This is a genomic window from Haloechinothrix halophila YIM 93223 (assembly GCF_000504245.1).
Lineage (GTDB): Bacteria > Actinomycetota > Actinomycetes > Mycobacteriales > Pseudonocardiaceae > Haloechinothrix_A > Haloechinothrix_A halophila.
Map to the genome: position 1 here is coordinate 581,386 of NZ_KI632509.1, position 26,103 is coordinate 607,488.

Consider the following 26,103-nt stretch of genomic DNA (forward strand, 5'->3'; position numbering starts at 1 on the left):
TCGAACCTTTCAGTGGCCAGGAAAATGCCGCATCACATCGGTCAGGAATCCGGCCGCGGTGACGGTGTCGACATGCGCGCGGCGGGTGCGCATGGTCACCGTCGTCGTCCCCGCAGCGGTCACCGCGCCGAAAGCCACCCCCGAGTTCCCGCTCGCGACAGGAAAGAAGGCAAGCTCGGTCACCTGCCCAGCGGCAGTCACACCGCCCACATTGGACACGAGGAAGGTGGCGGCGAGCCGGTTGGCGATCGGTCGCGTCACCCGGTGCGCGATGCGGGCCAGCGGCGTCGCGGGCGGGTTCGGCTCGACCCGAGCGCGGACGAGCTCGGCACCGATCCGCTCGGCGTCGGCGTCCTGCCCGACAGGCAGCAACAGATACGCGCTGGCGTCCACCGGCTCAGGCGCGCTGCCGGCGCGGCGCGACGCGCCGATTCCGGCCACGATCCTGCCGTTCTCCGCACGGTGAGCCCGGTTCCAACTCACCACGGTGCGCGCGACGGCCGCGGTGAGTGTCGACGTACGCAGACCCACATCACCGCTGCGCAGCGCGACGAGGGTGTCACCATCGGCCGATCCGTCCACAGTGGAGCTAGGAGCGATGCGCGTTGATGGCCGCAGCAGGGCGTCCGCGAGCCTGCGGGCGGCCGCACGCGCGAACGGCGTCTCGACGACGTCCCCGCCGAGCCCGGCCACGCTGCTGGCTACGGGGACGTCGAGCGCGCGGCCGAGCAGCCCGAGTAAACCAAGCCCGTCCACGGCACTGTGGTGCGCCGCGAGCAGCAGCAACGGCTCCACTTCCCCGACGGCGACGCGCACCAGCGGATCGCCGTGGTGATAGGGCGTGTCGGCGAGCAGGGTGCGCACCGCGCCCAGCGTCGCCTCGGTCACCGGGGTGACGTCGGGCGGGAGGCCGAGGTGGGGATGCTCCACGGTCGTCGCTGCCAGCCGCTGCGCCACCTTGTCCGGATCAGCCGGGTGCGTCAGCCGCGCTTGCAGCACGATGCTCCAGGACACCGAGGTGTCGCCAGCATGCGCGAGCAGCGATTCGGCCCCTGTCACTCGCTCAGGCGAGAGCCGTAGTCGATGTTGTTGTAGACGTTGTTCGCGCCGAGACCGCTCTCAAGGTCGGCATTGGAATCCGGATTTCCAGCAGCCGTCAGGCCAACACCGGCGGCGAAAGCGAGCGCGAGTCCAGCGAGCACCGACGTCATGACACCTACGAGCTTGGCCACCTGACCCCCTCGACTTCGGATGTGGCGGACAATCTATCGCGACCGCGTGGCCAGGGACAATATCCAGCCAGCAGAGAACTACCGATGAGTAGAATGGCTAGGCCATCCGCGAGCAACACTGGTACCAGCGGCGGCGCGAACTGCTGCGCTCGGCCGATGTCGCCGGCCACCCGGTAGAGCGACAACCACTCGCCCCGGTACTCGCGATCCAGCCGATCGAGCAGCGCGGGGTCGACGTCACCGGGCGTGCCGTGCTCGACGAGCACCCACCCGATGCCGATCGCACCGAGATCGCCGTCCGCCGCCAGGGTGCGGCGAACCTGCTCGGCCCTGGGGTCCTCGCCGGTGATCGGGTCACCGTCGACGTAGAGGGTGTCGCCGATGACCGTGTCGCGCGGCAGGAACCGGGGTGCGGGGTCGTGCATCGGCCGGTTGCCGTTCCACGCGAAGACACGGAACGACGACAGCGGCAGCGCGACGACATCGCCCTCGCGCGGATCGTCCGCAAGGCGTTCGGCGACGGCCCGCCAGTCGTCCGGGTAATGCACCGGCGTCAACCGGCCGAACCCCGCGAAGGCGAGGTCGGGCAACAAGATGAGCGGCGCGACGGCTGCCGCCGTGAACAACGCCACCCGCTGCCATCGCTCGCGCAGGTACCGAGCGGCCTGCTCGACAGCGAGCGCGAGCCCGAGCGCGAACGGCACCGCCCACAGCGCGACCCACTTCTGGCCGTCCCGCAGCAGTCCCGCGCCTGGCACCGTCACGACCAGCCAGCGCAGCAGGTCCGCCCCGTAGGGCACCGTGGCCAACGACGCGAGCACGACCCCACCCGCGCCGAGCGCCAGCAACGACCGCGCGGGCGCGGCACCGATCCGGCTGGCCAACACCCGCTGCCCCAGCAGCGCCAGGACGACGAACACGAGCGTGAAGACCGGCACCAGCGGCACCGCCCGGCTGGCGGGTACGGCATCGGCGTTCCACACCCCGCCGAGCCCGAGGACGCTCACCACAGGACCGGCCCAGTTCTCCGCCCGCGCGGCGAACGCGGCGACCGCATCGGGGCTGGACAACGCGCTCCCGCCGTGCAGCAGCGCGGGAACGAGCCACGGCGCGTTGAGCACGACGGCGGCGCCACCGACGCTGGCGGCACGGCGGACACCGGCAGACGCGAGCGCGGCGAGGCAGACGATGATGCCCCCGGACGGCGTCAGCACGGCTGGCGCGATCGCCAGCACCAGCTTCGGCAACGCGCGGGGCTCACCCCGGCGTAGCGCCAGCCCGAACGCCACGACCCACGGCAGGCAGGCGTAGGCGATCAGGTACGGCCAATGGCCGAGGAACAGCCGTTCCGCGACGAACGGCGTCCAGCCGTAGGCGACGGCGGCGACCAGCCGCGTACCAGTGGAGACCGTCGGCACCAACCTGCCCGCACCGAGCGGAGCCGCGACGAACGCGCCGAACAGGATCAGCTTCTGCAGGACGTCGCCAGGGACGATCGTGGTGGCGAGCGCGAGAACGGCGTCGGCTGGCACTGACCGCGGCAACGTGGAGCTGACACCGATCACATCGGGTAGCAGCGGTTGCCGGGGCGTGAACACCATGTCGTAATGGAGCAAGAAACCACCGGACAACACCGGGGCGAGTCCGATCAGAGCAATACCGATGGCACAGATCGGCAAGGCCATTCGATGCAGTAACCCTGCACCGTTTGGACCCGATTTCCACACGCGATTTGCCTCCGGTGATCTCACGGTTAGAGTTTCGTGGAACTACCTTTTGGTAACTGAGGTCCGTTATGACGCGAGTTGCTGCGGCGCCCCGCAGTACTGCCAGGCGAGCGCAGGTCGACACGCTGATCGTCGCCATCGCGTTCGGCATGAGCAACATCGGCGCGTACCTGCTGAACGTCATCGCGCCCCGGTTGCTCAGCCAGGCGCAGTGGGGCGAGTTCGGGTCGCTGCTCGCGATCGTCGTCGTGGGCGCGGTCCCGGCACTGGGATTGCAGACCTTCGCCGCGCTGCGGGTAGCCAAGCTCCGCACCGGCACAGCGCCGAGCACGGACCCGCGCAAACTGCCCAGGCGTGACCTCGGCCAACTCCTCTCCCTCGCGCTGACCGCGAGCGCGGCCGTCACCGGGCTGCTGATCGGCGCGACGCCATTGCTGATGTCGTTGCTGCACTTCTCGACACCGTGGCCGACGCTGTGCGTCGCGGTCGCACTGGCCGGAGTGACCTGCAACGGCGTGTTCCTCGGCATCCTGCAGGGCTCGCAGCGATTCGGCGCGCTGGCACGACTGATCATCATCGACGGCCTCGGCCGCACCGGTTCCGCGCTGCTCGGGCTGCTGGTGTTCGGCACGCCGGTCGGCGCCCTCGGCTCGATGGTCGTCGGCACCCTGCTTGTCGCGACGACCGGCTGGCTCATGTGTGGCAGGCCCCCGCTCGCCAAGCGGCAACCGGGCCACATCACCGGCGCATTCCACACCTCGCAGGCGCTGCTCGGGCTCGTGCTGCTGGTCAACCTCGACCTGATTCTCGCGAGGCATCACCTGTCCCCCGATGCGGGCGGCGAGTACGCGGTCGGCTGGGTGATGACCCGCATGGCGTACTGGTTGCCGTACGCGATGGCCGTCGTCGCGCTGCCCCGGCTCGCCGACGCCGAGCAGCGGCGCCGCATCGTGCCGATCACCCTCGGCTTCTGCGCCGGGCTGAACATCATCGTGGTTGCGGTCGCCGCGGTGTTCGGCAGCAACATCGTGACGCTGATCGGTGGCGGCGGCTACGCGGCGAGCACCCTGCCGCTGTGGGCGTTCGCGCTGGTCGGTTCGCTGCTGTCGCTCGTGCAGATCTTGCTGTACTCGCGGATCGCGAGCGCGGACCGCCGCTCCACGGTGCTGGTGTGGGTCGCGGTCGGCGTCGAGATCGGCATCGTCACCGCATGGCTGCACGACTCGATGATCGAGATCGTCACCGCGGCGGTCGCGACGACGGCGGCGCTTGTGGTGGCGAGCGCGTTGATCGAACTGCGCCACAGCATCATCGCGCGCCACGGCAGGATCGCCCTGCCGCAGACGCCGCAGCTGCCCTGACACCAACGGCCACGCGATCCGACCTTGGCCGAGTGGATCTTGAGGCGTTCTGGCGATACGGATCACCGCAACGCCTCAAGATCCACTCGGTGCGGGTGGCTCGGCGTCGCCTGGCTCGACGTCGTGGGACCTGTCAGCACTGCCGAGCGGCGGCGGCAGATACCGCTCGACGCACGCCGCGGCGACGGCGGCGAGCGCGACCAGCATCGCGCCCTGCGCGAGCCAGCCATACGCCCATTCCTGACCGTTGCCGAGCAGCCGCCCGGTGACCGCCGTCAGCGCTGCCGTCACCACCCCCGCGACGGCGAGCACCCGTGGCGCCGGTTCCCACAACGTCGCCGCGAGCAAGCAAGCGAGCAGCGCGATCACGGCAGGCACGCCACCGACGACCACAAGCAGTACGCCCAGCGCCACGGTGATCACCCGCGCCCCACCGGGGACCGTGCTGATCAACGACCGCCGCCGCGCGGGGACGAGCAGCACGATCAGCAGACCGAGCGCGGCGAGCCCGCCGATCAGCAGCGCCTGCCGGTAGCGGGTGTCCGGCTCGAACGTCAGCGTCACCGTCGTCGCGTCCCCAGCTGGCAGCAGCCATGCCTGTTGCCAGCCATCGACCCGGGTGCGCCGCAACGGTTCGCCGTCCACGGTGGCGACCCAGCCGTCGTTGGCGTTCTCCGGCACGGTGAGCACGGCGGACTCCCCCGCCGCGACGTCGAGTTTCCGGTGCCCGATGTCCCACTGCCGCACGGTGACCGCGCGGGTGACCACCGGCCCGTCCGGTGACGCCGACGCCGCGGCAGCGCCGCCAGCCCCCGACTCCCCAGGTCCGCTCGATCGCACCGGACGCAGCCACAGGTCCTGCACCACGAACGACGCCGACTCCCCGCCGTGCACCTCGTGCGAGCCTGGCCCGAGCTCGATGCCGCCCTCGCTGTCCTCGCAGGTGCCGAGCCGCAGCTCGCGGTGGTCGTTGACGTCGCCGACAGTGCCGGACACCGACGTCGCGTACTGGAAGCCGTCCACGGTGACCGGTGGCCCCGACCCGCACGGCACGGTGAACGGCGTGTCTGGCCCGACCTCGCCGAGCAGGTCGCCTGCGCCGTCCAGCGACAGCTCTGTGATGCCAGTCGTCCCGGCTGGCCAGGTGATGCCAGCGTCATTCGGCTGCGGGGCTGGCGCGACCAGGTGCACGTCCAGCTGGTCGGTGACCAGGTCGATCGGCGCGTGGCCCTGCTCGTCCAACTCGACGGTCCGGTTGGTGAACGGCGTGCTCAGCACGACCTCCGCAGGCCGTGCCGCGCCGGACGTCTCGTCGGTGCGCAGCCGCAGCCCAGTCAGCTTCCGCTGGCCCTGCCAACGCAGCCGCAACGTCGGTCTGGTGTCGGTGACGTCGGCGATCCAGGTGGTCGCCGGGTTGCCGTCGACGGCAGCGAGCGGTCCGGCCGCTGGGTCACCCGCCAGCGTCGTCGACGACGACAGCTCGACGCCGGGCAGCGACACGGGATGGTCACCGCCGAACGCCGGCAGCACTGTGCCGCCGAACTCATACCGCGTCGTCACCGGGGTGCGCAGCAGCCGGTGCAGGCCGTGCGGCTCCTCACCGAACCGGGTCAGCCCCGAGTCGCAGCGCTGGCCGGCGTGGCCCGTCACGCAGGCGTAGCGCGGCAACGACCCCCTGCTGAACGAGAACGCGAGCGGCTGACCCTCGGCAGGGTCGACGTCGCCCGGCACCCGCAACGCCCGCTGCGCCGTCACGCCGGGGATGTCCAGCTCCGCGATGCCGACGTTGCCGGTCTGCCGATTGGCCGCGACGTCGAGGATGGTCACTCGGACGCTGCCGGTGAGCCCGCTGGCGACCGGCAGCCGCGCTTCGGTACCGCCGTTGGACAACTCGTGCTCGACGGACCCGGCATCGGTGGTGATCCGCACCCTCGTCACCGGCCAGCCGACCCTGCGGTCGTTGACCAGTCGCAGCGTTACCTCCTCCACCTGCCGGGGCGTGTCCAACTCGACGTTGAGCCACTGCCCCTGCGGCCCGTAGAAGCTGGACGACTGCCATGTGGTGTAGGCATTACCGTCGATGGCTGCGAACGGCTGCCCTGACGGATCGCTCACCCGCACCGCGTCGGCGTAGCTCACCGCTGATGACGCCGTCACCGAGCGGATGCCCTGGTAGTCGGCCAGCGTCTTGTGGCTCAGGCCGGACACCGGCAGCAGGTCGAGCGCTGGCCGGTCCTGCCGCGGCTGCTCATCGACGGTCATGGTCTGGCTGAGGTTGGCGCGAACCCTGCCGACGTTGCGCTCCCGATGCCGCAGCCCGTCCGTGGCGAGCCACCTGCCGGTGCGCAGGCCGTCGGCGTCTCCGGCGAGGATCGTGGGCTCGCGCTGCCGCAGTAGCCCGGTGTCGAGCAGTCGCAGCACCGACTCCGGTCCGCCGCTGACGGTGGCGACGTCGTCCAATCGCACGGCGGTCGCGGTCGGCACGGGCCGCTTGACCCGGTAGATCTCGATCGCGCGGGCAGGCGCGGCGTCCAGGTCGATGCCGCTGACGATCGGCAGCTCGGACGGCCGCAGCTCCGGCCCGAAACCGGTGACCCGCTCGATACCGTCCGATCGGGTCAGCGCGGCACGCAACACCGTCAACGGCGGCGCGGACGTCGTCTCCCTGTCGATGTCGTTACGCAGCAGCAGGAAGCCGTGACCTCCCCTTGCGAGGAACGCAGCGAGGCCGTCGCTGCCCCTGCCGTTGGCGAGCGCGTTCTCCACCGCCTCCATCAGCCGCGTGTTGCCCTCGGAGCCGAGCGGGATCTGGCTGCGCATCGCCCAGGACGACGCGGCGAGCGGCTGCACCGGCTCGTCGACGGTCTTGCCCCACTCGTACTCACCGAAGCCGGTGCCAGGCACCAGCAGCGTGCGGGTGCCTTCGCTGTGCTCGCCGAGCCAGCCCATCGCGGCGCCCCAGTAGTCCGGGATCTCCTGCCAGCCGGGGCCAGGCCGCAGCGTCCCCGTCCACGCCGGGGTCGCGACGATCGCGACGAGCAGGAAGCCGACGCCGAGCCGGGCGCGCCGCGCCCACACCACCGTCCACGCCGCCGTGCCGCGCGACAGTCCCCGTGCCATGCCAGGCAGCACTCCGCTGATGGCGTGCGCGAACGCCAGCATCAGCGGTAGTCGTAGCCCTGGCTCGAACTTGTGCACGTTGCGCAGCGGGGCGAGCGGGCCGTCGAGCAGGTCGCGGACGGTCTCGGCGAACGGGCTGTCCAGCGTGCCGACATAGCCAATGGTCAGCAGCGTGACGCCGGCGAACACGCCGAGGATGAGGAATGGCCGTTCCGGCAGCCCAGGCCGCAGCAGCCCGAACAGCGCGACCATCGCCAGCAACGCCGTCGCCAGCATCAACACCGGGTTGTCGACAAGGAAATATCCCGATGGCCACCAGGCCGTGCCCTCGTAGACATAGGCCACCCACTGGTTGGTGCCGCGCAGCACCTGCAGCAGCGACGTCGGCGACGTGGTGTTCGCCGACGATTCGACGTAGTCGATGAACGGCAGGCTGTACTGGCCGAGCAGCAGCAACGGCAGCAGCCACCACAGCGAGGCGAGGGTGACCGAGCCAGCCCACCACGCGACAAGCCGCACGTGTTCGCGGGTCCAGCGCCGGGTCAGCAGCCACAGGCCGGGCAGCACCAGTGCCATGACGACGGCGGCGCCGTTGACGCCGCCCATGCCGAGCACCGCGAGCGCGGAGAGCGCGGCCGCCTTACGTGGCGAACCGATGCGGTCGGCCGTGACCAGCGGCAGCATCGCCCAGGGCAACATGACCGCTGGCAGCATCTCGGCGGAGATCGGGCCGATCTCGGTGAGCATCCTCGGCGCGAGCGCGTAGCCGAGGGCACCCGCGTAGCGGGCCGGCTCCGACCCGATCCGCAACGCCCGCGCCAGCGCGAGCGCGCCAAGGAACGCGAGGCACAGCAGCAGCGCGCACCACAGCCGCTGCGTGATCCAGGGCGGGATACCGAGGATGTCGCCCGTCGCGAAGAATGGCCCCATCGGGAACAGGTAGCCGTACGCCTGGTTCTGCAGCTCGCCGCCGGATGCTTCCGGGTTCCACAGGTGCAGTGAGCGGCCGAGGAAGTCGATGGGGTTGACGACGAGGTCGAGCTTGGTGTCGAACGTCGTCCTGCCCGGCAGCTGCAGGAACGACAGGACGGTCAGCGCGACCATTACCCACGCCGTCGGTGTGCGCCACACTCTCGTCACCGACATCAGGTCACCGGCCGCCCGACGACGACACCGGTGACACACGCGGCTTCGACCGGCGTGTTCCGCTTGATCTCGACCCGGCTCACCACGCCGTCGATCGGGACGTAGAGCCGATTGGCCCCTTCGTCGAGGTGGACGCGAGTCCGCGTGCTGCCCGCGATCACGGTGGCGGGGCCGCTCCGCGCCGTGAAGTACCTCAATCGCGCCAGCCGCCTGCCGTCAACCGTGGACGTCAGCGGAATCACGCTCCAGCGATCGGTCACCGCGTAGCCGCACTCGTCGACCGGACCCGCCACCCCAGCGACGGCATCGACGATCCCGGCTACCTCCGTCGGCCTGCCAGTGCGGTCGAGCACGTAGAGCTGGCTGCCGGGGGCATCGAATCGGGGAGCGTCGTGGAGCTGTCCAAGCACTCGTGACGTGACCCGGTCGGGACCGAACCACGGCGTCATCACCTCGCGGGGCACCCGCGCGTCGTACAGCACGATGTCGCCGCGCTCTGCCAGCGCGGCGCGCGCGGTGGTGACGTAGTCACGGGACGCCGAGAACCGCATCTCGGGCGCCAGTCGCATCGTGCTGGCCATCGTGCCGATCGCCACCGCCAGCACCACGACAGCCAGCACCGGTGCGCCGAGCCGCGCCCTCCGCTGTGGCGCCGGGGTCAGCACCATGCGTTGACCACGCGGCGTGAGGAAGGCGAACGGCGCACACAGCACCATCACCAGTACGGCGTCGGCGATGTAGCGCATGTCCGTGCCGATGGCCGGTCCGACCAGCGCCAGCCTGGTGACGGCGACCAGCGCGACGTCGATGACCAGGTATGTGCCAAGCAACGCCCAGGCATAGCTCGCGCGTCGGCGGCCCACTAGCCATCCTGCCACCAGCACGACGACCCCGACCGCGACGGCGACCACCTCGAACGCCACCGGCGGCGCGGCCACCTGCGCGGCACCGTCACCGTCGGGTGCGTCAACCGGCAGGCCTAGTGACGGCACGAGCAGGCTGTCGACGATCATCCGCCACGCCAGCTCCGGCACCGCCCGCGTGGCCACCGGTTCCCGCGGCGAACCGTCGGTCAGCGCCAGGTAAACCACGACATAGGCCGCAAGCAACGCGCCGTACGCCAGCCACACGCGCACGTGGGAGCGCGCCGCCCAGATGATCGGGGGGCGCTGCCCGGCAGGCGCCAACAGCACGGTGACCCCGAACAGCAGCAGCGGAACAAGGCCAGCCTTCTCGTAGAACAGCAGACCGGCAGCCGTCCACAGTAGCCCCGCGACGGCCTGGCTGGTGCGACCGTCCCGCAGATATCCGGTGTGCGCGAACAGCGCGCCGACCATCGCCAGCATCGTCGGCAGCAGCTGCACGCCGTAGGCCCACCACAGCGTCGGCGTCAGGACGACGGGTGAACAGGTGAAGACCACGAACGGCAGCAACAGTGGCCACCGGACTCCGAACCACCGCACGAGCAACAGCCACAGCACGACCGATGTCGCCGCCTGCATGGCCAGCAGCGGCAGCATCGCGGCCGCGAAGTTCAGCGGCGCGATCTCGGTCACCGCCCAGGCCAGCGCGAAGACACCCGGAGACAGGTGGTCGTTGTAGTCCTGGAACAGATACGCCAGGCCTGGCCCTTCGGTGGCGGCGCGGTACGTGATCAGGAAGTCGTCATGCGCGAAGAACCCCTGCAGCGCGTACCAGGCGTGCACCCCGAACGGCACCATCGCGGCGATGAGCGCGGCAAGATGCACCGCACCGTGTTTACGCCGCACGCGTCAGCGTCCCGAGTCCGGTTTGCACGCCGGTGGCTGGCAGAGCAGCTTCGACAACGCCGCGTAGAAGACGTCCTTGATCTTGCTGGGATCCGGCGTCGTGAACGCCTCGCCGCCGGTCGCCGCCGCGATCTGCTCGAGTTCCTTCTTGTCGACGTCCGGCCCGATGCCGATGCCGATGACCTGCAGCGGGCGGCGCGGGTCGTGGAGCTTGTCCAGCTTGGCGAGCAGCTGCTCGCGGGTGATGCCTTCCGGGTAGGCGTTCTTGCCGTCGGTGAGGACGACGACGATGTTGATCCGGCCAGCCTCCCAGTTCTCGGTCGCATCCCGGTAGGCGGCGAGCGTGCTGTCGTACAGGCCGGTGTTGCCGCCGATCTGGTTCGCCGCCGATCGCAGTCGCTCGATGCCATTGCCGTTGAGGTGCTCGCGCACCTGCCGCACCGGCAGCAGCTCGCGATACGGCTTCGACCCGTCGAGGTAGGTGGAGAACGCCCAGAGCCCGATCTTGGTCGTCGGCTTGAACAGCCGCAGACCAAGTTCGGCCGCCTCGATCGTCGCGGCCATCCTGGTCTGGCCGGTGCCTGGCACGGCAGCGCTCATCGAGCCGGAGACGTCGAGCAGCACCTGGATGCGAGCGCTGAGATTCACGCCCGCCCACTCGTTGAGCAACTGCCGCACCTCGCCCGCGTCCGGCAGCGCCACCGGCGGCACCGCCTGCGCCGAGGTCCGCTTGCCGCGGTTCCGCAGCGCGGTGCCCTCAGGAGAACGGAACCCGGCGTCGGCGAACGCCTCCGCGAACCGGTCGCTGACCAGCAGGTCGAGGAAGTCCTTGGCAGCGTCGCGCCGCTCGCCGGTCGTGTCCGGCAGCACGATGTAGGGGAAGTCCAGCGCGGGGATCGGCCGCTCGGGGTAGCTGGCGACCAGATCGGCGGTGCGCGCCTCGAGGTTGTGGGTGAGCAGGTCGAACTCCGTTGTCGGGAAGGCGTCCAGCGGCTCGGTGTCGCCCGAGCTGCCCGGCAGCCTGCGGTAGAGGGTGGACGGCTCCTCGGCCACGTTGGCCGAGACGTGTCGCAGCGAGGACGTGTACGCCTTGCCGGAGCGCGGCGCGTCGCTCGCGAGGTGCTTGAGCGCGATGAGCGCGGACAGGCTGGCCGGATCCCACGCCGGATCGGCGATGCCGACGTCGAAGTCGCCCGCGTCCGGCCCGACGAGCGCCGACCAGCGCGGCGGGACGGCTGGCCAGCCGAGCTGCGTCGCGGCGTCCTCGGTCAGCGCGAGCACGACCGGAGTGCTCGCGATGGAGGTGCCGTTGACGGGGACGTCCCACGCGCCCTTGTCGTTGGCGTGCTGCAGCCACATCGTCGACTCCGGGATCCAGACGTCCGGCGGCTTCCTGCCCTGCGACAACACGAGGGACTCCGCGGTGACCTCGGAATCCCGCGCGGTGACGTGCACGCGATAGCAGTCGTCCCCCTCCTGTTGCGACACCGTGCGCGCCGCCCGCTGGACGACCGGCGCGATATCGGTGGCGGCGGTGACCGTGATGGCGGTGTCCGAACCGCAGCCAGCCGCGCGGAGTTCGTCGACAAGGAAATCGAACGCGAACCAGCCGACGAGAGTGAGCACCAGCAGCGTGCTCAGCACGATGACGCGCGCTCGTGGGGGACCCGCCGACGCGTGTCGACCCATCGGCTTCGCCCTCCTCGCTCGTAGCCCCCGTCCATTCTCGTCAATTCCGCACGTCACGGAACGTCCGAACATCGGTATTTGCCTGCGCCATTCGCACCAAATCGGGCCGGATGATCACACCGCGTGGCGGATTGTTACCGCTCGGTAGCGCAAATCGCCGTCCCAGCCTCCAGGGCGTCGTGTTGATCTTGAGGCGTTCCGGTTGCCATAGCGACCACAACGCCGACAGGTTCCGGACGCAGGAACGCGGTCCGAGAATCCGCGAAAATTCCACCGCGAGGATGTCGAGGACCGCGGAACAGCTCCGACCTACCCGGGAAGACGCCACGATGGCGTAAGCGCGACACCGAGGAGAGCATCATGGCGAAGTACATGCTGTTGCAGCACTACGGCGGAGCCGACTGCGGGCCGATGAGCGAGTGGGCACCGGACGAGATCACCGCACACATCGACTTCCAGCGCGATCTGACCAAGGAACTGACCGAGAGCGGCGAGCTGGTCGGGGGTGAGGGGCTTGCCGGCCCTGAGCTGGCCAAGATCGTCACGTCGGACGGCGGCGCGCCGGTCGTCTCCGATGGGCCGTTCCCCGAGTCGAAGGAGTTCCTTGCCGGGTACCGGATCGTCGACGTCGACAGCGAGCAGCGTGCACTGGAGATCGCGGCGCGGATCTCGGCGGCGCCCGGCCCGAACGGCGACCCGATCAAGCAGCAGATCGAGGTTCGCGAAGTGATGTCGGCCTGACCGACGTTGTCGGTAGTCGCCGATAGCGTGTGATGCGTGAGCGCCGTGCCCGAGGACCTGCTGCGAGAACTCGCCCCGCAGGTGCTCGGCACGGTGGCGCGCCGCTATGGCGACTTCGACGCGGCGGAGGACGCCGTGCAGGAAGCGCTGCTCGCCGCGGCGACGCAGTGGCCCTCGTCCGGGCTGCCGGATAATCCGCGCGGCTGGCTGCTCCAGGTCGCCTCGCGCCGCATGGCCGACCAGGCGCGCGGCGAGCAGGCGCGTCGGCGCAGGGAAGACATCGCCGCGCAACAGGAGATCACCGGCACCGAGGTGCGGCACGCCGACGACACGCTCACGGTGCTGTTCTTGTCCTGCCACCCCAAGCTGACCACGGCGTCCGCGATCGCGCTGACGCTCCGGGCGGTCGGCGGCCTGACAACGGCGGAGATCGCAGCGGCGTTCCGGGTGCCCGAGGCGACGATGGCGCAGCGGATCAGCCGCGCCAAGCAGCGCATCGCACGTTCCGGCGCGACGTTCCGAATGCCGCCCGACGACGAGTGGCGCGACCGGCTCGCGTCGGTACTGCATGTGCTGTATCTCATTTTCAACGAGGGCTACACCAGTACGGCTGGCCCCGACCTGCAGCGCATCGAGCTGGCGACCGAGTCGATCCGGCTCGCGCGGATGGTGCGTGCGTTGTTGCCCGACGACCCCGAGGTGGCCGGCCTGCTCGCGTTGATGCTGCTCACCGACGCGCGCCGGCACGCGCGGACCGGACCGCACGGCGAGCTGATTCCGCTCGAAGACCAGGACCGCGCGCGCTGGGACACCGCACTGATCCGCGAGGGCGTCGCGCTGCTCGAATCCGCGATGGCACGCGAGGCGGTCGGCTATTACCAACTGCATGCCGCGATCGCGGCGGTGCACGACGACGCGGCGACGTCCGACGAAACCGATTGGCCACAGATCCTGCGGTTGTACGGCCTGTTGGAGAACCTGACGCCGAACCCCATGATCGCGCTGAACCGCGCCATCGCGGCGGCGATGGTGCACGGCCCCGCCGAGGGACTGCGCCAACTCGACGAACTAGACAACGACCTGTCCGGACATCACCGCCTCGCGGCGGCGCGGGCGCACCTGCTCGAGCGTGCCGGCGACGTCGACGGCGCGATCGTCCAGTACCGCCGCGCCGCCGACCGCACCACCAGCCTCCCGGAACAGCGCTACCTCACCGAGCGCGCCGCGCGTCTTCGCGCGGCGTGAGCGCGGCGACGGCGCGAGTCGCACCCGGACCACCCCGACGTCCTAATCCCTCGGCCACCGTAGATCTTGATGCAAAGTGGCGATACGTATCGCCACTTTGCATCAAGATCGCCCCGGTCAGCGACCACACTGTCGACAGACTTCGTGTCGTGGCGGCCCGCGCCAGACATCCCGGACAAACGAAAAGGCCCCGCCGGAGCGGGGCCTTTCGATGTGGGCGAGGAGGGAGTTGAACCCTCACGTCCTTTCGGACACACGGACCTGAACCGTGCGCGTCTGCCATTCCGCCACTCGCCCGAGTGCTGAACGCTGAACTAGCCTAACGTAGCCGGATTTAGGAGCGCCCGCGGGGGTCGGCATCCGAGCCAGCGGGCAACACCAGCCTCAACGCTGGTTGACAGCGGACTCACCCAGCACTGGCACAGTGGGAGCAACGAGAGCGTCACCACAAGGTGTTTCCAGGATGGCGAGTGCCGAACCGGCCGCGCACAGATACGATCGGACCGTGAAGGAGCGTGCGAAGGAGGACGAGTCCCGGTGGGCCGTATACAGCGCTTTGACCGGCGTCTTGAGGGCATCGTGGGCAACACCTTCGCGCGCATGTTCGGTGGCAATGTCGTCACCCAGGAGGTGGCACAAGCCCTTGAGCGTGAGAGCGAGGACAATGTCCGCGAGCTCGCTGGTGGGCGGTTACTCGCACCTAACCACTACATCGTGTCCCTCGGTCCTACCGACCACGATCGAATGTCCGGTGACGAGCGCCGCGTTACCAGGGTGCTCGCGAATGCTGTCGCGGAACATCTCGCAGAGCACGGTTGGGACACCTATGGTGACGTCGTAGTCTCGCTAGAGCGCAATGACGCGCTGCATACTGGGCAGTTCAGGACTCGATCGACCGTGGACCCCGACATCGCAGCTACCAACGTGGGACGCTCAGGACAGGAAGCACCACCCCGCAACGCAGGAGACCGAGCAATGAGTCAGCCACCCGGCTACGGCCACTACGACCAGGGCGACCCGTACGGCCAGTACGGCTACGGCCAACCCGGCTACGACCAGCAGGGCGGGCAGCCAGGTTACGACCCTGGCTATGGCCAGCCCGGCTACGACCAAGGCGGTTACGGCGCACCAGGCGGGCAGCCAGGTTACGACCCTGGCTATGGCCAGCCGGGCTATGACCCCGGCTACGGACATCCCGGCGGGCAGCCCGGCTATGACCCCGGGTACGGCCAGCCGCCCGGCGGCTACGACCCTGGCTACGGTGCTCCCGGTGGCCAGCCGGGTTATGACCCCGGCTACGGACAACCGGGCGGGCAGCCCGGCTACGACCCCTACGGCGCTCCGCCACCGCCTCCCGGTGGCCAGCCCGGCTACGACCCTGGCGGCTACGGCCCGCCTCCCGGCACGCCGCCCGGCGGGCAGCCCGCGTACGACCCCGGCTACGCGCCGCCACCGGTGCAAACCGGCGCCCGGCCGATGGCCGCGGCCCTGATGCTCGACGACGGCTCCAACCGCAGCTACTCCCTCAAGCAGGGCAGCAACGTCGTCGGCAGAGGCCAGGACGCGGACTTCCGGCTGCCGGACACCGGTGTGTCGCGCAGGCACCTCGAAATCACCTGGGACGGCCAGAGTGCGACGCTGGCTGACATCGGCTCGACCAACGGCACTACCGTGAACGGCACGCCGGTGCAGACCTGGCAGCTCGCTGATGGCGACGTGATCCGCGTCGGGCACTCCTCCCTGACGTTCCGAACACAGGGCTGATGCGAGGGTCCCGGGCTGTCCGGGCGATGATGGAAGCGGGAGTGGACTTACTCAGGTGCCAGAGCTTGTCGTGCAATTGACCAGAGCAGGGTTTCTAGCCCTGCTCTGGTTATTCGTGCTGGCCGCTCTGCGGGTGGTGCGCTCCGATCTCTACGCGGCGTCCGGCCTCAAGGTCGACGTGCCGCATTTCCGCAAGAAACCACAACCCCAGAAGGCAGGCGGCGGCAAGTCACCGGGCAAGCTGGTCGTCACCCACGGCGCGCTGGCGGGAACCCGCATCGCGCTCGACGGCAGACCGATCCTGATCGGCAGGGCGGACGACTCGACGCTCGTGCTCGACGACGACTACGCGTCGACGCGACATGCTCGCCTTTCGTTGCGCGGCAACGACTGGTACGTCGAAGATCTGGGATCGACGAACGGAACGTACTTGGATCGGGCTAAGGTCACAGCACCACTCCGAGTACCCCTCGGTGTCCCCATCCGGATCGGCAAGACGGTGATCGAGCTTCGCCCATGACGCTTGTGCTTCGCTACGCAGCCCGCAGCGACCGGGGTCTGGTTCGCTCCAACAACCAGGACGCCGTGTACGCAGGTCCCCGCCTGCTCGCGCTCGCCGACGGCATGGGCGGCCATGCGGCTGGGGAGGTCGCGAGCAAGGTCGTCATCGCCGCGCTGGCGCCCCTCGACGACGATGAGCCGGGCGACGACCTGCTCAGCCAGCTTCGCGAGTCGGTGGTCGGCGGCAACAACGCCATCGCCGAACTGGTGGAGAACGAGCCCGAGCTTGAAGGCATGGGCACCACGCTGACCGCGATCCTGTTCTCCGGCAGCACCCTCGGCCTTGTCCACATCGGTGACTCGCGCGCCTACCTGCTCCGGGGCGGCCAGCTCACCCAAATCACCCACGACGACACCTTCGTCCAGAAGCTGCAGGACGAAGGGCGCATCACCGAGGAAGAGGCGGACTCGCATCCGCAGCGTTCGCTGCTCCTCAAGGCGTTAACCGGCCATGACGTCGAACCGAGCCTGACGATCAGGGAAGCGCGCGCGGGCGATCGCTACCTGCTGTGTTCCGACGGGCTCTCCGGCATGGTCAGCAGGCAGACGCTGGAAGAGGCCATCACGATCGCCGACGCGCAGGAGTGCGCCGACCGGATGATCGAACTGGCGCTCAAGGGCGGCGGCACCGACAACGTCACCGTGATCGTCGCGGACGTCGTCGACGTCGACTACGGCGACGACGCCCCGATCATCGGCGGCGCGGCGGGCGACGGCACCGACGAGATCCATCAAGGCGACTCACCCGCCGCGAGAGCCAGGGCACTGAACCCACCCCCGCCACCACAGGCGGTCGAGCAACCGGAGCCTCCCGACCCAAAAGCGAAACGCAGCAAGCGCATCAAGCTGATCGTCGGGCTGGCGCTGGTGCTGCTCGTCCTCGCCGCCGCGACGATAACGACCCGGTTCTTCGTGATGCAGCAGTACTACGTCGGCATCGACGAGACCGGTGAGGTCTCCGTCTTCCGCGGCATCAAGGGCAGCATTCTCGGCATCGACCTGAGCTCGGTCGAGGCGGACTCGTGCGCCGGGCTGAGCTCGGTCTGCGAGCCGCTGATGGCTGACGACCTCGTCGAGAACGTCCAGGACGTGCTACGCAGCGGCGTCGAGAAGGACAGCCTCGACGCCGCACAGACCTACATCCACACGCTGCGCTCGCGGTCGAGCTTCCACCGCGATCCGGACGAGGACACCGTGGTGTCGCCGTCGCCGACACCAGGGCCGTTCCCCGCGCCGACGACAACCGACGCCGACTCGGACGACCGGACCGGTGATACGACGACCGGCGCTGACCAGGGTGGCGGTGGCTGATGAACCGGCCGTTGGGGGTCGGTGGACGGGAACCTGAGGCGGCGACGACCAATCCTGGCGGTGCCGCCCCCGCCACCCGACGCGGCACGGAACTGCTCATGCTGGCGTTCGCCACCGTCATCATGACGAGCGCGCTCGTGCTGGTCGACGCCAACCAGGAGCAGGAACTCACCCTGGCCATCGTCTGGTACGGGCTCGCTTACCTCGGCATCTTCGCCGCCGCGCACCTCGCGGTGCGGCGGTGGGCGCCCTACGCCGACCCGCTGATCCTGCCGTGCGTCGCGCTGCTCAACGGCATCGGCCTCGTCATGATCTACCGCATCGACCTGGCGCTCGCCGAACGGGCGACCCAGGTCGGCAGGGACTTCTCCGGGGTGGCGCCCCGGCAGGTGCTGTGGACAGTGCTCGCGCTCGCGCTGTTCCTCGGTGTGCTGACCGTGATCAAGGATCACCGCACGCTGACCCGCTACTCCTACACCTTCGGTCTGATCGGCCTCGTGCTGCTCGCGCTGCCAGCCGCGCTGCCGAGCGCGATTTCCGAGGTCAACGGCGCCAAGGTGTGGATCAAGTTCGGCTTCTTCAGCCTCCAGCCAGGTGAGTTCGCCAAGATCCTGCTGCTGATCTTCTTCGCGTCCTTCCTTGTCGCCAAACGCGATCTGTTCACGGTGGCAGGCAAACGGGTACTCGGCGTCGAGCTGCCCCGCGCGCGCGACCTCGGGCCCATCATCATCGCCGCCGGCGTGTGCCTCAGCATCTTCGTGCTGCAGAAGGACCTCGGCCCCGCCCTGCTGTTCTTCGGCGTCGTGCTGATGTTGCTCTACGTCGCGACGGAGCGGTTCATCTGGGTCGCGGTCGGCCTCAGCATGTTCGGCGCTGGCTGCGTGCTCGCTTACAGCCTGTTCACCCACGTCGAGCAGCGCGTCGCGAACTGGATCGACCCGCTGGAGACCTACGACGAGCCGGGTGGCGGCTACCAAGTCGCGCAAGCGCTGTTCGGGCTCGGCACCGGCGGTGTCATGGGAACCGGCCTCGGCGCTGGCCGCCCCGAAACGGTGCCGGAGGCGAACACCGACTTCATTCTCGCGGGCATCGGCGAGGAACTGGGCTTCATCGGTCTCGGCGCGGTGCTGATGGTGTACCTGCTGCTCGGTATGCGCGGTATGCGCGGCGCACTCGCCGTCCGCGACACGTTCGGCAAGCTACTCGGCGGCGGCCTGGCCTTCGCGCTCGTCATGCAGGTCTTCGTCGTCGCGGGCGGCGTCACCAAGCTGATCCCGATGACCGGCATCACCTCGCCGTTCCTGTCCTACGGCGGGTCGTCGCTGCTGGCCAACTACATCCTGGTCGCGCTGCTGTTGCGCATCTCGGACGCCGCCCGCAGACCCCAGCCGCAGGCCCGGCAGCGCCCGCAGCAACAGCAGCCGCCGATCGCCGAGGCGCACACCGTGATGGTGCAGGCGCCGAGCGGTGGTGGCACCGGGGTGCCTGCCCCGGATCCTGCCGCGCCATCAAGACCGTCGAACGGGGCAGGCGCGGCGCCCGGTCCTGGTCCCGCCACCAATCCCGGCCCACCGGCGCCGCTGAACGGCGCGGAGCAGGCTAACGCGAACAGCAAGGCCAGCAGCAATGAACCCGGCACGGAAGGGGAGTCGAAAGCATGAACACCCCCCTGCGCCGGGTCGGGCTCGCGATGCTCGCGATGGTGGTGCTGCTGCTCGCGAACGCCACCTACATCCAGGTCGTCAAGGCGGAGGACTACCGCGACGACTCCCGCAACCAGCGGCAGTTGCTCTACGAGTACAGCCGCGAACGCGGGCAGATCGTGTCGCAGTTCGGCGGCACGATCCTCGCGCAGAGCAGCAAGACCAACGACCGGCTGCAGTTCTTGCGCGAGTACCGCAACGGTCCGATGTACGCACCGGTTACCGGCTACTACTCCTGGCGCTACGGCTCGGCGGGCATCGAGCGTGCCACCAACGACATCCTCACCGGCGAAGACGCGCGGCTGTTCGTACGCAAGCTGTCCGACATCATCACCGGGCGCGATCCGCGCGGCGGACACGTTCAGGTCACCATCGACCCAACCGTGCAGCGGGCCGCGTACGACGCGATGACGTCGCGGGGCTTCACCGGCTCGGTCGTGGCGCTCAAACCGGACACCGGCGAGATCCTCGGCATGGTGTCGACGCCGTCGTACGACCCGAACAAGCTGGCGTCGCACGACGGCAAGAAGCAGGAGGAGGCCTGGGCGTCGTGGAACTGCGACCCGTCAGCGCCGAACTGCGGCCACAACAACCCGATGCGCAACCGCGCCATCCAGGAGACCTACCCGCCCGGATCCACGTTCAAGCTTGTCGTGACGGCGGCGGCTCTCGAGGATGGCGCGACGGCGGATACCCCGGTCGAGAGCGCGAGCAACGTCGTGCTCCCAGGCACAAGCAACGTCACGCTGGAGAACTTCGCGGGCCAGACCTGTCCCGGTTCGACGCTGGCGGACGCGCTCGCGTACTCATGCAACACCGCGTTCGCCAAGCTCGCCGACGAACTCGGCGCGCAGAAGCTGCGCTCGACGGCTAAGCAGTTCGGCATCGGGATGGACGACCTGTCGATCCCGCTCGACGTCGAGCAGTCGCATCTTGGCCCGCTCGACTCGTCCGCCGTGCTGTACCAGAGCGGTATCGGCCAGCGCGACGTCCGGCTCACGCCGCTGCAGGACGCCATGCTCTCCGCGACGATCGCCAACGACGGCATCGCGATGAAGCCGCAGTTGGTCAAGGAACTGCTCGCGCCAGACCTCTCGACGCTTGAGGAGTACGACCCGGACGAGCTGACCGGCGACCGCGCCCTCAGCAGCGAGAACGCCGCCGTGCTCCGCGACATGATGATCGCGTCCGAGGCGAACACCAGCGGCGAGGGCAAGCGTTCCGACCTCACCATCGCGTCCAAGACCGGCACGGCCGAGCACGGCAACGACCCGAAGAACACCCCGCCGCACGCCTGGTACACCGCGTTCGCGCCCGCGGAGGACCCGCAGGTCGCGGTCGCCGTGATCGTGGAGAGCGGTGGTGACAGGGGGCTGGCTGCCACCGGCGGCACCGTCGCCGCCGCGATCGGACGCCTGACTATCGACGCGGCGCTGGGGGAAGGCTAGATGGCGATCACCTCGGGGCGGCTGCTCGCCGAGCGATACCGGCTGGACAGCCGTATCGCCGTTGGTGGCATGGGTGAAGTGTGGCGGGCAAGCGACACCAGGCTGGACCGCACCGTCGCGGTCAAAATCCTCAAGGCCGAGCTGTCCGGGGACGCCGAGTTCCTGCACCGGTTCCGCACCGAGGCGCGGACGACGGCGTCGTTGAACCACCCCGGCATCGCGGCGGTACACGACTACGGCGAGACAGCGTCCGGGGTGCCGGGCACCGACGGCGAGGACAACCTCGCGTACCTGGTGATGGAGCTGGTCAACGGCGAACCGCTCGCCACGCTGCTCGCCAGGGCTGGCCGGATGACCGCTGACCGGCTGCTGCCGATCCTGGAACAGGCTGGCAGGGCGCTCAACGCCGCCCACGAGCGCGGCCTGGTGCACCGCGACATCAAGCCGGGCAACATCCTCGTCGTCAGGGGTGCCGACGGTGCGGACATGGTCAAGCTGACCGACTTCGGTATCGCCAAGGCCGCCGACGCCGCACCGGTCACCCGCAACGGCATGGTGATGGGCACCGCGCACTACATCGCGCCAGAGCAAGCGACGGGCAACGACGCGTCGCCAGCCAGCGACGTCTACTCGCTCGCGGTGTGCGGCTACGAGTGCCTGGCGGGCAGGCGGCCGTTCCTGTCGGAGAACGCGGTCACCGTGGCCATGATGCACATCCGCGACCTGCCACCGCCGCTACCGCCGGACGTCCCGCCAACGGTGCGAGCGCTGATCGAGTCCACGCTGGTCAAAGACCCCGCGCTGCGCTACGCCGACGGCGGCGAGTTCGCCAACGCCGTCGCCGCTGTCCGCCACGGTCACCCGCCGCCGCTACCGGTCGGCGCGACGACAACACCCCCACGCGGCATCCCTGCCCAGCCCGGCCCCGGCTCGCACCCGACGATACGCCCGGCCGCACCCGTTCCGAGCGGCGCGTTTCCCTCGCAGCAGCCGCCATCACACGGCGCATCCCGCAGCGCGTGGCTGTGGGTGTTGCTCGCGCTCGTCGGCGTTGGCTTCGTCGTGATGGCCGCCGTCATCGTGCCGATGCTGATCGACAACCTCGGTTCGAGCGGAGACCGGAACACGCCAGCGACGGCACCCACTACCCTGCCCGCTGAACAACAGCCGGACACCCCCCAGACCGCCCAACAGGACGCGACTCCCGACCAGGATCAGGGTCCAGCGACAGAAACGACAACATCACAGGCCGACACCGAAGACGCCACGGCCACGACAACCGAGCCATACCCGACAGAGACTGAGCAGGGTGGCGCCGCCATCGACGAGCAGCAGCCGGCCGGTGCCGGTGCCGGTGACCACTCCACCGGAACCGGACCCTTCGGCCTCGACGCCACCCCAGCGGACGACAATGAGCGTCACCCCGACGAGGTGCGGTATGGCGCATGATGAACAGGACGACAGTGCGATGAACCACGACGCGCACGGCATCGCGGCCGACCGGACAGCGACCGATCGGCCACCCGGCCCTGCCACATCGGCGCTAATTGCGAAGCGAGGACGGCGATGAGCACAGCGAACCTGCTCTCGAACCGCTACGAGCTGGGGGACACCCTCGGCTACGGCGGGATGTCCGAGGTCCACCACGGCCACGACGTGCGGCTCGGCAGGGAGGTCGCCGTCAAGATCCTGCGTGCCGACCTCGCCCGCGACAGTGTGTTCCAGGAGCGGTTCCGCCGCGAAGCGCAGAACTCAGCCGCGCTCAACCACCCCGCGATCGTCGCCGTCTACGACACCGGCGAGACGGACTCCGAATTCGGCCCGTTGCCCTACATCGTCATGGAGTACGTCGAGGGCCGCACGCTGCGCGACATCGTCAAGACCCAGGGTCCGCTCGACCCGAAACGCGCCATGGAAGTCATGGCCGACGTCTGCGCCGCGCTCGACTTCTCACACCGGCACGGCATCGTGCACCGTGACGTCAAACCGGCCAACGTGATGATCAGCAAGACCGGCGCCGTGAAGGTGATGGATTTCGGCATCGCCCGCGCGATCCACGATGGCCAGGCCGCGATGACACAGACCGCCGCCGTCATCGGCACCGCGCAGTACCTCTCGCCGGAGCAGGCGCGCGGCGAGTCGGTCGACGCCCGCAGCGACGTCTACGCGGCCGGCTGCGTGCTCTACGAACTTCTCACTGGCGAGCCGCCGTTCACCGGCGACTCCCCCGTCGCCGTCGCGTACCAGCACGTGCGGGAGGACGCGACCGCGCCGTCGCTGATCAACCCCAACATCAGCCCTGAGCTGGACGCCGTCGTGCTCAAGGCGCTCACCAAGGGACCTGCCAACCGGTACCAGTCCGCCGCGGAGATGCGCACCGACCTGGTACGGGTGCTTTCGCAGCAGCGACCAGCGGCGCCGATGGTGATGACCGCGGACGACCGCACCCAGGTGATGGGCGCTGGCGGCTCGCACCAAGACGACTACGACGAGTACGCCCAGGGCTACGACTACGACGACTACGCGGCCATCGAGGCGGAGGAACGGCAGCGGCGGCGCAGGCGGATGATCGCCGTGCTCGCCCTGCTTGGTGTCGCCGTGCTCGCGGCGATCCTGTGGCTGGCCGACCCGTTCGGCAGCGACAACAATGTCGCCGCGGTGCCCAACATCGTCGGGCAGAAGGTCGACCCAGCCGAACTGGCACTGCGCGATGCAGGCTTCTCCGACATCGAGAAGGAAGGCGTCAAGTGCATGCCGACCGCCTTCGGTGAGGCGGCGCCCTGCGATCCGCAAACCGACGTGCAGCGCGTGATCGAGGTCAACCCGGCCGAGAACACCCAGGTGGATGTCACCCAGACCATCACCATGAAGTACGGGCTGCTGCCGGAGGAAATCCAGATGCCCAAACTGGTCGGCAAGAAGCAGGCCGAGGCCGAGCGCATCGTCGAGGAGAACAACCTGCTGCTCGACCCGAACGTCAAGAAGGTCGAGAACACCGATCCGAAAAAGACCGGCAAGGTCGCCAAGCAGACCCCGGCGGCGAACGAGTTCATCGACGAGGGTTCGGTGGTCACGCTGTCGGTGTTCGCCAAGCCGGAGATGGTCGAAGTCACCGACTACACCGGCAAGTCGTTCGAGACGGCCGACGCTGGGCTGCGGGCGGTCGGTTTCGACGTCGAGCGGGTCGACGTCGATTCGGACAAGCCGGAAGGCACGGTGGTCGGCCAGAACCCGAGCAGCGGCAAGGCCGTGAAGGGGTCGACGGTCACCGTCGAGGTGTCCAACGGTTCGCAACAGGTCATGCAGATGCCGGACGTCATCGACAAGACGGAGGACGAGGCGAAGCAGATGCTCGCGGACGCCGGCCATGTCGGAGACGTCGAGGTCGTCAAGAACGAGGTGGACGATCCGAGTAGGAACGGGCTGGTCAGCTCGTCGGACCCGGACGTCGGCAACGACATGCGCCGCTCAGACTCCGTCACGCTCTACGTCGACGAGTACGTCGACGACGGCGATGACGGCGGCAACGGTAATGGCGGCGGCAACGGCGACGGCAACAGCATCTTCGATCCGGGCTCGGCCGGCACCCGCGACGACGACGGGTAGCAACGCCCGGCGCCGGCGCGAGTCCCGCGCTCTGGTGCCGCGAGTCCCGCGTTCCGGACGCCCGAGTTCCGAGATCGGGTGCGCTGAGTTCGTACTTACCCCGCGACGGCGGCCTGCTGCAGCGTCCGGGTGGCGTGCTCCAGCTCCGTCACCCGGTTCTCCGGCACAGGGTGCCCCGCGAGCGCCATCCAGTTCGCCAGCATCCGATGTCCGCCTTCTGTGAGCACCGACTCCGGGTGGAACTGCACGCCCTCGATCGGCAGCTCGCGGTGCCGCATGCCCATCACGATGCCGGACTCGGTACGCGCGGTGACCTCGAAGACCGCTGGCACGGTATCCGGCAGCACGGTCAGCGAGTGGTATCTAGTCGCGGTGAACGGGCTCGACAGCCCGGCGAGCACCCCGACGCCGGAGTGCAGCACTTGGCTTGTCTTGCCGTGCAGCAGTTCGGGCGCACGGTCCACGGTGCCGCCCCACGCCACAGCCATCGCCTGGTGGCCGAGGCAGACACCGAGGGCAGGCAGCTCCCGCTGCGCGCACTCGCGGACGACGTCCATACTCTGACCAGCGCGTTCCGGCGTTCCGGGGCCTGGCGAGACCAACACCCCGTCAACGTCGTCGAGAGCGTGGATGTCCACGGCGTCGTTGCGCGACACCGTGCATTCGGCGCCGAGCTGGGCGAGGTACTGAACAAGGTTGTAAACGAAGCTGTCGTAGTTGTCGACAACGAGCACGCGCATAGGACCAGCGTATACGCCATGTCACCGGATATTCGGCGCACCGGTCGACAGACCCAGCGGACACCATGCCCGTCATGCCGATATCGTCCGGTTCGTGTCGCAACCACACGACAATGGCCCCTTCGCGCCACCCAACCAGGGAGCATCGGCTCACCAACCGGTGACCGGTCAGTCGCCATGGGCAACATCCCAGCAGTCATGGCAGTGGGGACCTCCGGCCTACCCGCCACAACCGGTGCCTCCGGATCGCGGCACGAACGGCCTCGCCGTCGCCGCGCTGGTGCTCGGCATCGTCGGCTTCCTGCCGCCGAGTCCACTCGTCGGCCTCGTGCTCGGGATCATCGCGCTCACCCAGGTCAAACGCAGGCACGAACGCGGCAAGGGCATGGCGGTGGCAGGCGTGGTGCTCAGCTCGCTCTGGATCGTGCTGTTCGTGATCGTCATCATCGCCGGGATCCTCGACGACGTGGAGCGCACTCCGACGGGCGAGGTCACTGCCGAGGACACGGTCCCCCTCGAGAACCTGCGAATCGGCGACTGCGTCGAGAAGGTCACCGAAGACAGGAACTACTTCAGCGTCACCGTCATGCCGTGCGACGAGCCGCACCACAGCGAGGTGTTCGCGAAGTTCGACCTCCGAGGTGAGGCGTGGCCCGGTGAGGAGACCGTGTTCGCCGACGCGAACGCCGGCTGCTCGGACGCGTTGCGCGAGTACTCGTCGACCGCGTACGACGACATCGACGTCGCGATCTTCACCTTCCACCCAACGGCGTTCACCTGGGCGGACGGTGATCGCGAGATCATCTGTCTCACCGACTACGAGGACGGCCCGCGCACCGGCTCCATCGAGGGGACGTGACCGACTTCTCACGCGACGCCGCGGGCACGACATGCCGCAGGGCGCGATACTGGAGGCGAACCGGGACAATGGGTCCGATGA

General features: G+C 69.1%; 18 protein-coding genes and 1 tRNA gene. 11 read left to right on the forward strand and 8 right to left on the reverse strand.

The annotated features are described in order from the left end of the window. Positions 1–9 precede the first annotated feature (9 nt). From AMYHA_RS02735 to AMYHA_RS02740, 3 genes are read right to left on the reverse strand one after another with little or no spacing between them, the layout of a single operon-like run. Positions 10–1,059: a hypothetical protein gene (locus AMYHA_RS02735; protein ID WP_034267657.1), complete on the reverse strand. Its 1,050-nt coding sequence runs from the start codon at positions 1,057–1,059 to the stop codon at positions 10–12. Next, on the reverse strand, positions 1,056–1,232 hold the full coding sequence (locus tag AMYHA_RS26750) for a DUF2613 family protein (RefSeq protein WP_157361747.1): 177 nt from the start codon (positions 1,230–1,232) through the stop codon (positions 1,056–1,058). The genes AMYHA_RS02735 and AMYHA_RS26750 overlap by 4 nt, the downstream gene beginning before the upstream one ends. After that, entirely contained in the window at positions 1,217–2,917 is a 1,701-nt protein-coding gene (locus AMYHA_RS02740) for a hypothetical protein (RefSeq protein WP_051399469.1), read from the reverse strand. The genes AMYHA_RS26750 and AMYHA_RS02740 overlap by 16 nt, the downstream gene beginning before the upstream one ends. A 110-nt stretch (positions 2,918–3,027) precedes the next feature. Between AMYHA_RS02740 and AMYHA_RS02745 the strand changes: the two genes are divergently transcribed. Beyond that, entirely contained in the window at positions 3,028–4,320 is a 1,293-nt protein-coding gene (locus AMYHA_RS02745; RefSeq protein WP_051399470.1) for a lipopolysaccharide biosynthesis protein, read from the forward strand. A 75-nt stretch (positions 4,321–4,395) separates the two neighbouring features. Here AMYHA_RS02745 and AMYHA_RS02750 read toward each other — a convergent pair whose 3' ends face one another. The 3 genes from AMYHA_RS02750 to AMYHA_RS02760 are packed head-to-tail and all read right to left on the reverse strand — an operon-like array spanning position 4,396 to position 12,044. Further along, positions 4,396–8,586, reverse strand: a complete 4,191-nt coding sequence (locus tag AMYHA_RS02750; RefSeq protein ID WP_051399471.1) for an alpha-(1->3)-arabinofuranosyltransferase domain-containing protein — start codon at positions 8,584–8,586, stop codon at positions 4,396–4,398. Beyond that, the gene (locus AMYHA_RS02755; protein WP_034267660.1) at positions 8,586–10,355 is read right to left on the reverse strand and encodes a hypothetical protein; all 1,770 of its coding nucleotides are present in this window, start codon (positions 10,353–10,355) and stop codon (positions 8,586–8,588) included. The genes AMYHA_RS02750 and AMYHA_RS02755 overlap by 1 nt, the downstream gene beginning before the upstream one ends. Positions 10,356–10,358: 3 nt before the next feature. Next, complete coding sequence (locus AMYHA_RS02760; RefSeq protein WP_034267662.1) at positions 10,359–12,044, reverse strand: substrate-binding and VWA domain-containing protein; 1,686 nt, start codon at positions 12,042–12,044, stop codon at positions 10,359–10,361. A gap of 360 nt (positions 12,045–12,404) precedes the next feature. Here AMYHA_RS02760 and AMYHA_RS02765 point away from each other — a divergent pair, with 360 nt between their 5' ends. Further along, positions 12,405–12,785 carry a YciI family protein gene (locus AMYHA_RS02765; RefSeq protein WP_034267665.1) on the forward strand — a complete coding sequence of 127 codons (381 nt, stop codon included), beginning with the start codon at positions 12,405–12,407 and terminating at the stop codon, positions 12,783–12,785. Between the two features lie 36 nt (positions 12,786–12,821). After that, complete coding sequence (locus AMYHA_RS02770; RefSeq protein WP_034267667.1) at positions 12,822–14,030, forward strand: RNA polymerase sigma factor; 1,209 nt, start codon at positions 12,822–12,824, stop codon at positions 14,028–14,030. Positions 14,031–14,244: 214 nt separating this feature from the next. Here AMYHA_RS02770 and AMYHA_RS02775 read toward each other — a convergent pair. Next, positions 14,245–14,327 (reverse strand) — tRNA-Leu (locus AMYHA_RS02775). Between the two features lie 240 nt (positions 14,328–14,567). Here AMYHA_RS02775 and AMYHA_RS02780 point away from each other — a divergent pair. The 7 genes from AMYHA_RS02780 (at position 14,568) to pknB (ending at position 24,423) form a co-directional block, all read left to right on the forward strand. After that, entirely contained in the window at positions 14,568–15,794 is a 1,227-nt protein-coding gene (locus AMYHA_RS02780) for a DUF3662 and FHA domain-containing protein (RefSeq protein WP_034267669.1), read from the forward strand. Between the two features lie 55 nt (positions 15,795–15,849). Next, complete coding sequence (locus AMYHA_RS02785) at positions 15,850–16,314, forward strand: FHA domain-containing protein FhaB/FipA (RefSeq protein ID WP_034267672.1); 465 nt, start codon at positions 15,850–15,852, stop codon at positions 16,312–16,314. Next, entirely contained in the window at positions 16,311–17,666 is a 1,356-nt protein-coding gene (locus AMYHA_RS02790; protein ID WP_084036743.1) for a PP2C family protein-serine/threonine phosphatase, read from the forward strand. The genes AMYHA_RS02785 and AMYHA_RS02790 overlap by 4 nt, the downstream gene beginning before the upstream one ends. Continuing rightward, complete coding sequence (locus tag AMYHA_RS02795; RefSeq protein ID WP_084036745.1) at positions 17,666–19,327, forward strand: FtsW/RodA/SpoVE family cell cycle protein; 1,662 nt, start codon at positions 17,666–17,668, stop codon at positions 19,325–19,327. The genes AMYHA_RS02790 and AMYHA_RS02795 overlap by 1 nt, the downstream gene beginning before the upstream one ends. Next, complete coding sequence (locus AMYHA_RS02800) at positions 19,324–20,817, forward strand: peptidoglycan D,D-transpeptidase FtsI family protein (RefSeq protein WP_034267674.1); 1,494 nt, start codon at positions 19,324–19,326, stop codon at positions 20,815–20,817. The genes AMYHA_RS02795 and AMYHA_RS02800 overlap by 4 nt, the downstream gene beginning before the upstream one ends. After that, on the forward strand, positions 20,818–22,266 hold the full coding sequence (locus tag AMYHA_RS26755; RefSeq protein WP_084036747.1) for a serine/threonine-protein kinase: 1,449 nt from the start codon (positions 20,818–20,820) through the stop codon (positions 22,264–22,266). It abuts the gene before it with no gap. Between the two features lie 117 nt (positions 22,267–22,383). After that, positions 22,384–24,423 (forward strand): Stk1 family PASTA domain-containing Ser/Thr kinase, encoded by a 2,040-nt coding sequence (gene pknB, locus AMYHA_RS02810; RefSeq protein ID WP_051399472.1) that lies wholly within the window; start codon positions 22,384–22,386, stop codon positions 24,421–24,423. A 95-nt stretch (positions 24,424–24,518) separates the two neighbouring features. Here the strand turns inward: pknB and AMYHA_RS02815 are convergent, their stop codons facing one another. Further along, positions 24,519–25,163, reverse strand: coding sequence for an aminodeoxychorismate/anthranilate synthase component II (locus AMYHA_RS02815; RefSeq protein WP_034267677.1), 645 nt, complete (start codon positions 25,161–25,163; stop codon positions 24,519–24,521). A gap of 235 nt (positions 25,164–25,398) precedes the next feature. Between AMYHA_RS02815 and AMYHA_RS26760 the strand changes: the two genes are divergently transcribed. Then, positions 25,399–26,022 carry a DUF4190 domain-containing protein gene (locus AMYHA_RS26760; RefSeq protein ID WP_051399473.1) on the forward strand — a complete coding sequence of 208 codons (624 nt, stop codon included), beginning with the start codon at positions 25,399–25,401 and terminating at the stop codon, positions 26,020–26,022. Positions 26,023–26,103 lie beyond the last annotated feature (81 nt).

Bases quoted from the DNA above. Each gene is read 5' to 3' on its own strand.
- AMYHA_RS02790 (WP_084036743.1), top strand. From the start codon at position 16,311: ATGACGCTTGTGCTTCGCTACGCAGCCCGCAGCGACCGGGGTCTGGTT.
- AMYHA_RS26755 (WP_084036747.1), top strand. From the start codon at position 20,818: ATGGCGATCACCTCGGGGCGGCTGCTCGCCGAGCGATACCGGCTGGAC.
- AMYHA_RS02795 (WP_084036745.1), top strand. From the start codon at position 17,666: ATGAACCGGCCGTTGGGGGTCGGTGGACGGGAACCTGAGGCGGCGACG.
- pknB (WP_051399472.1), top strand. From the start codon at position 22,384: ATGAGCACAGCGAACCTGCTCTCGAACCGCTACGAGCTGGGGGACACC.
- AMYHA_RS02765 (WP_034267665.1), top strand. From the start codon at position 12,405: ATGGCGAAGTACATGCTGTTGCAGCACTACGGCGGAGCCGACTGCGGG.
- AMYHA_RS02745 (WP_051399470.1), top strand. From the start codon at position 3,028: ATGACGCGAGTTGCTGCGGCGCCCCGCAGTACTGCCAGGCGAGCGCAG.
- AMYHA_RS02750 (WP_051399471.1), bottom strand. From the start codon at position 8,586: ATGTCGGTGACGAGAGTGTGGCGCACACCGACGGCGTGGGTAATGGTC.
- AMYHA_RS02815 (WP_034267677.1), bottom strand. From the start codon at position 25,163: ATGCGCGTGCTCGTTGTCGACAACTACGACAGCTTCGTTTACAACCTT.
- AMYHA_RS02800 (WP_034267674.1), top strand. From the start codon at position 19,324: ATGAACACCCCCCTGCGCCGGGTCGGGCTCGCGATGCTCGCGATGGTG.
- AMYHA_RS02760 (WP_034267662.1), bottom strand. From the start codon at position 12,044: ATGGGTCGACACGCGTCGGCGGGTCCCCCACGAGCGCGCGTCATCGTG.
- AMYHA_RS02740 (WP_051399469.1), bottom strand. From the start codon at position 2,917: ATGGCCTTGCCGATCTGTGCCATCGGTATTGCTCTGATCGGACTCGCC.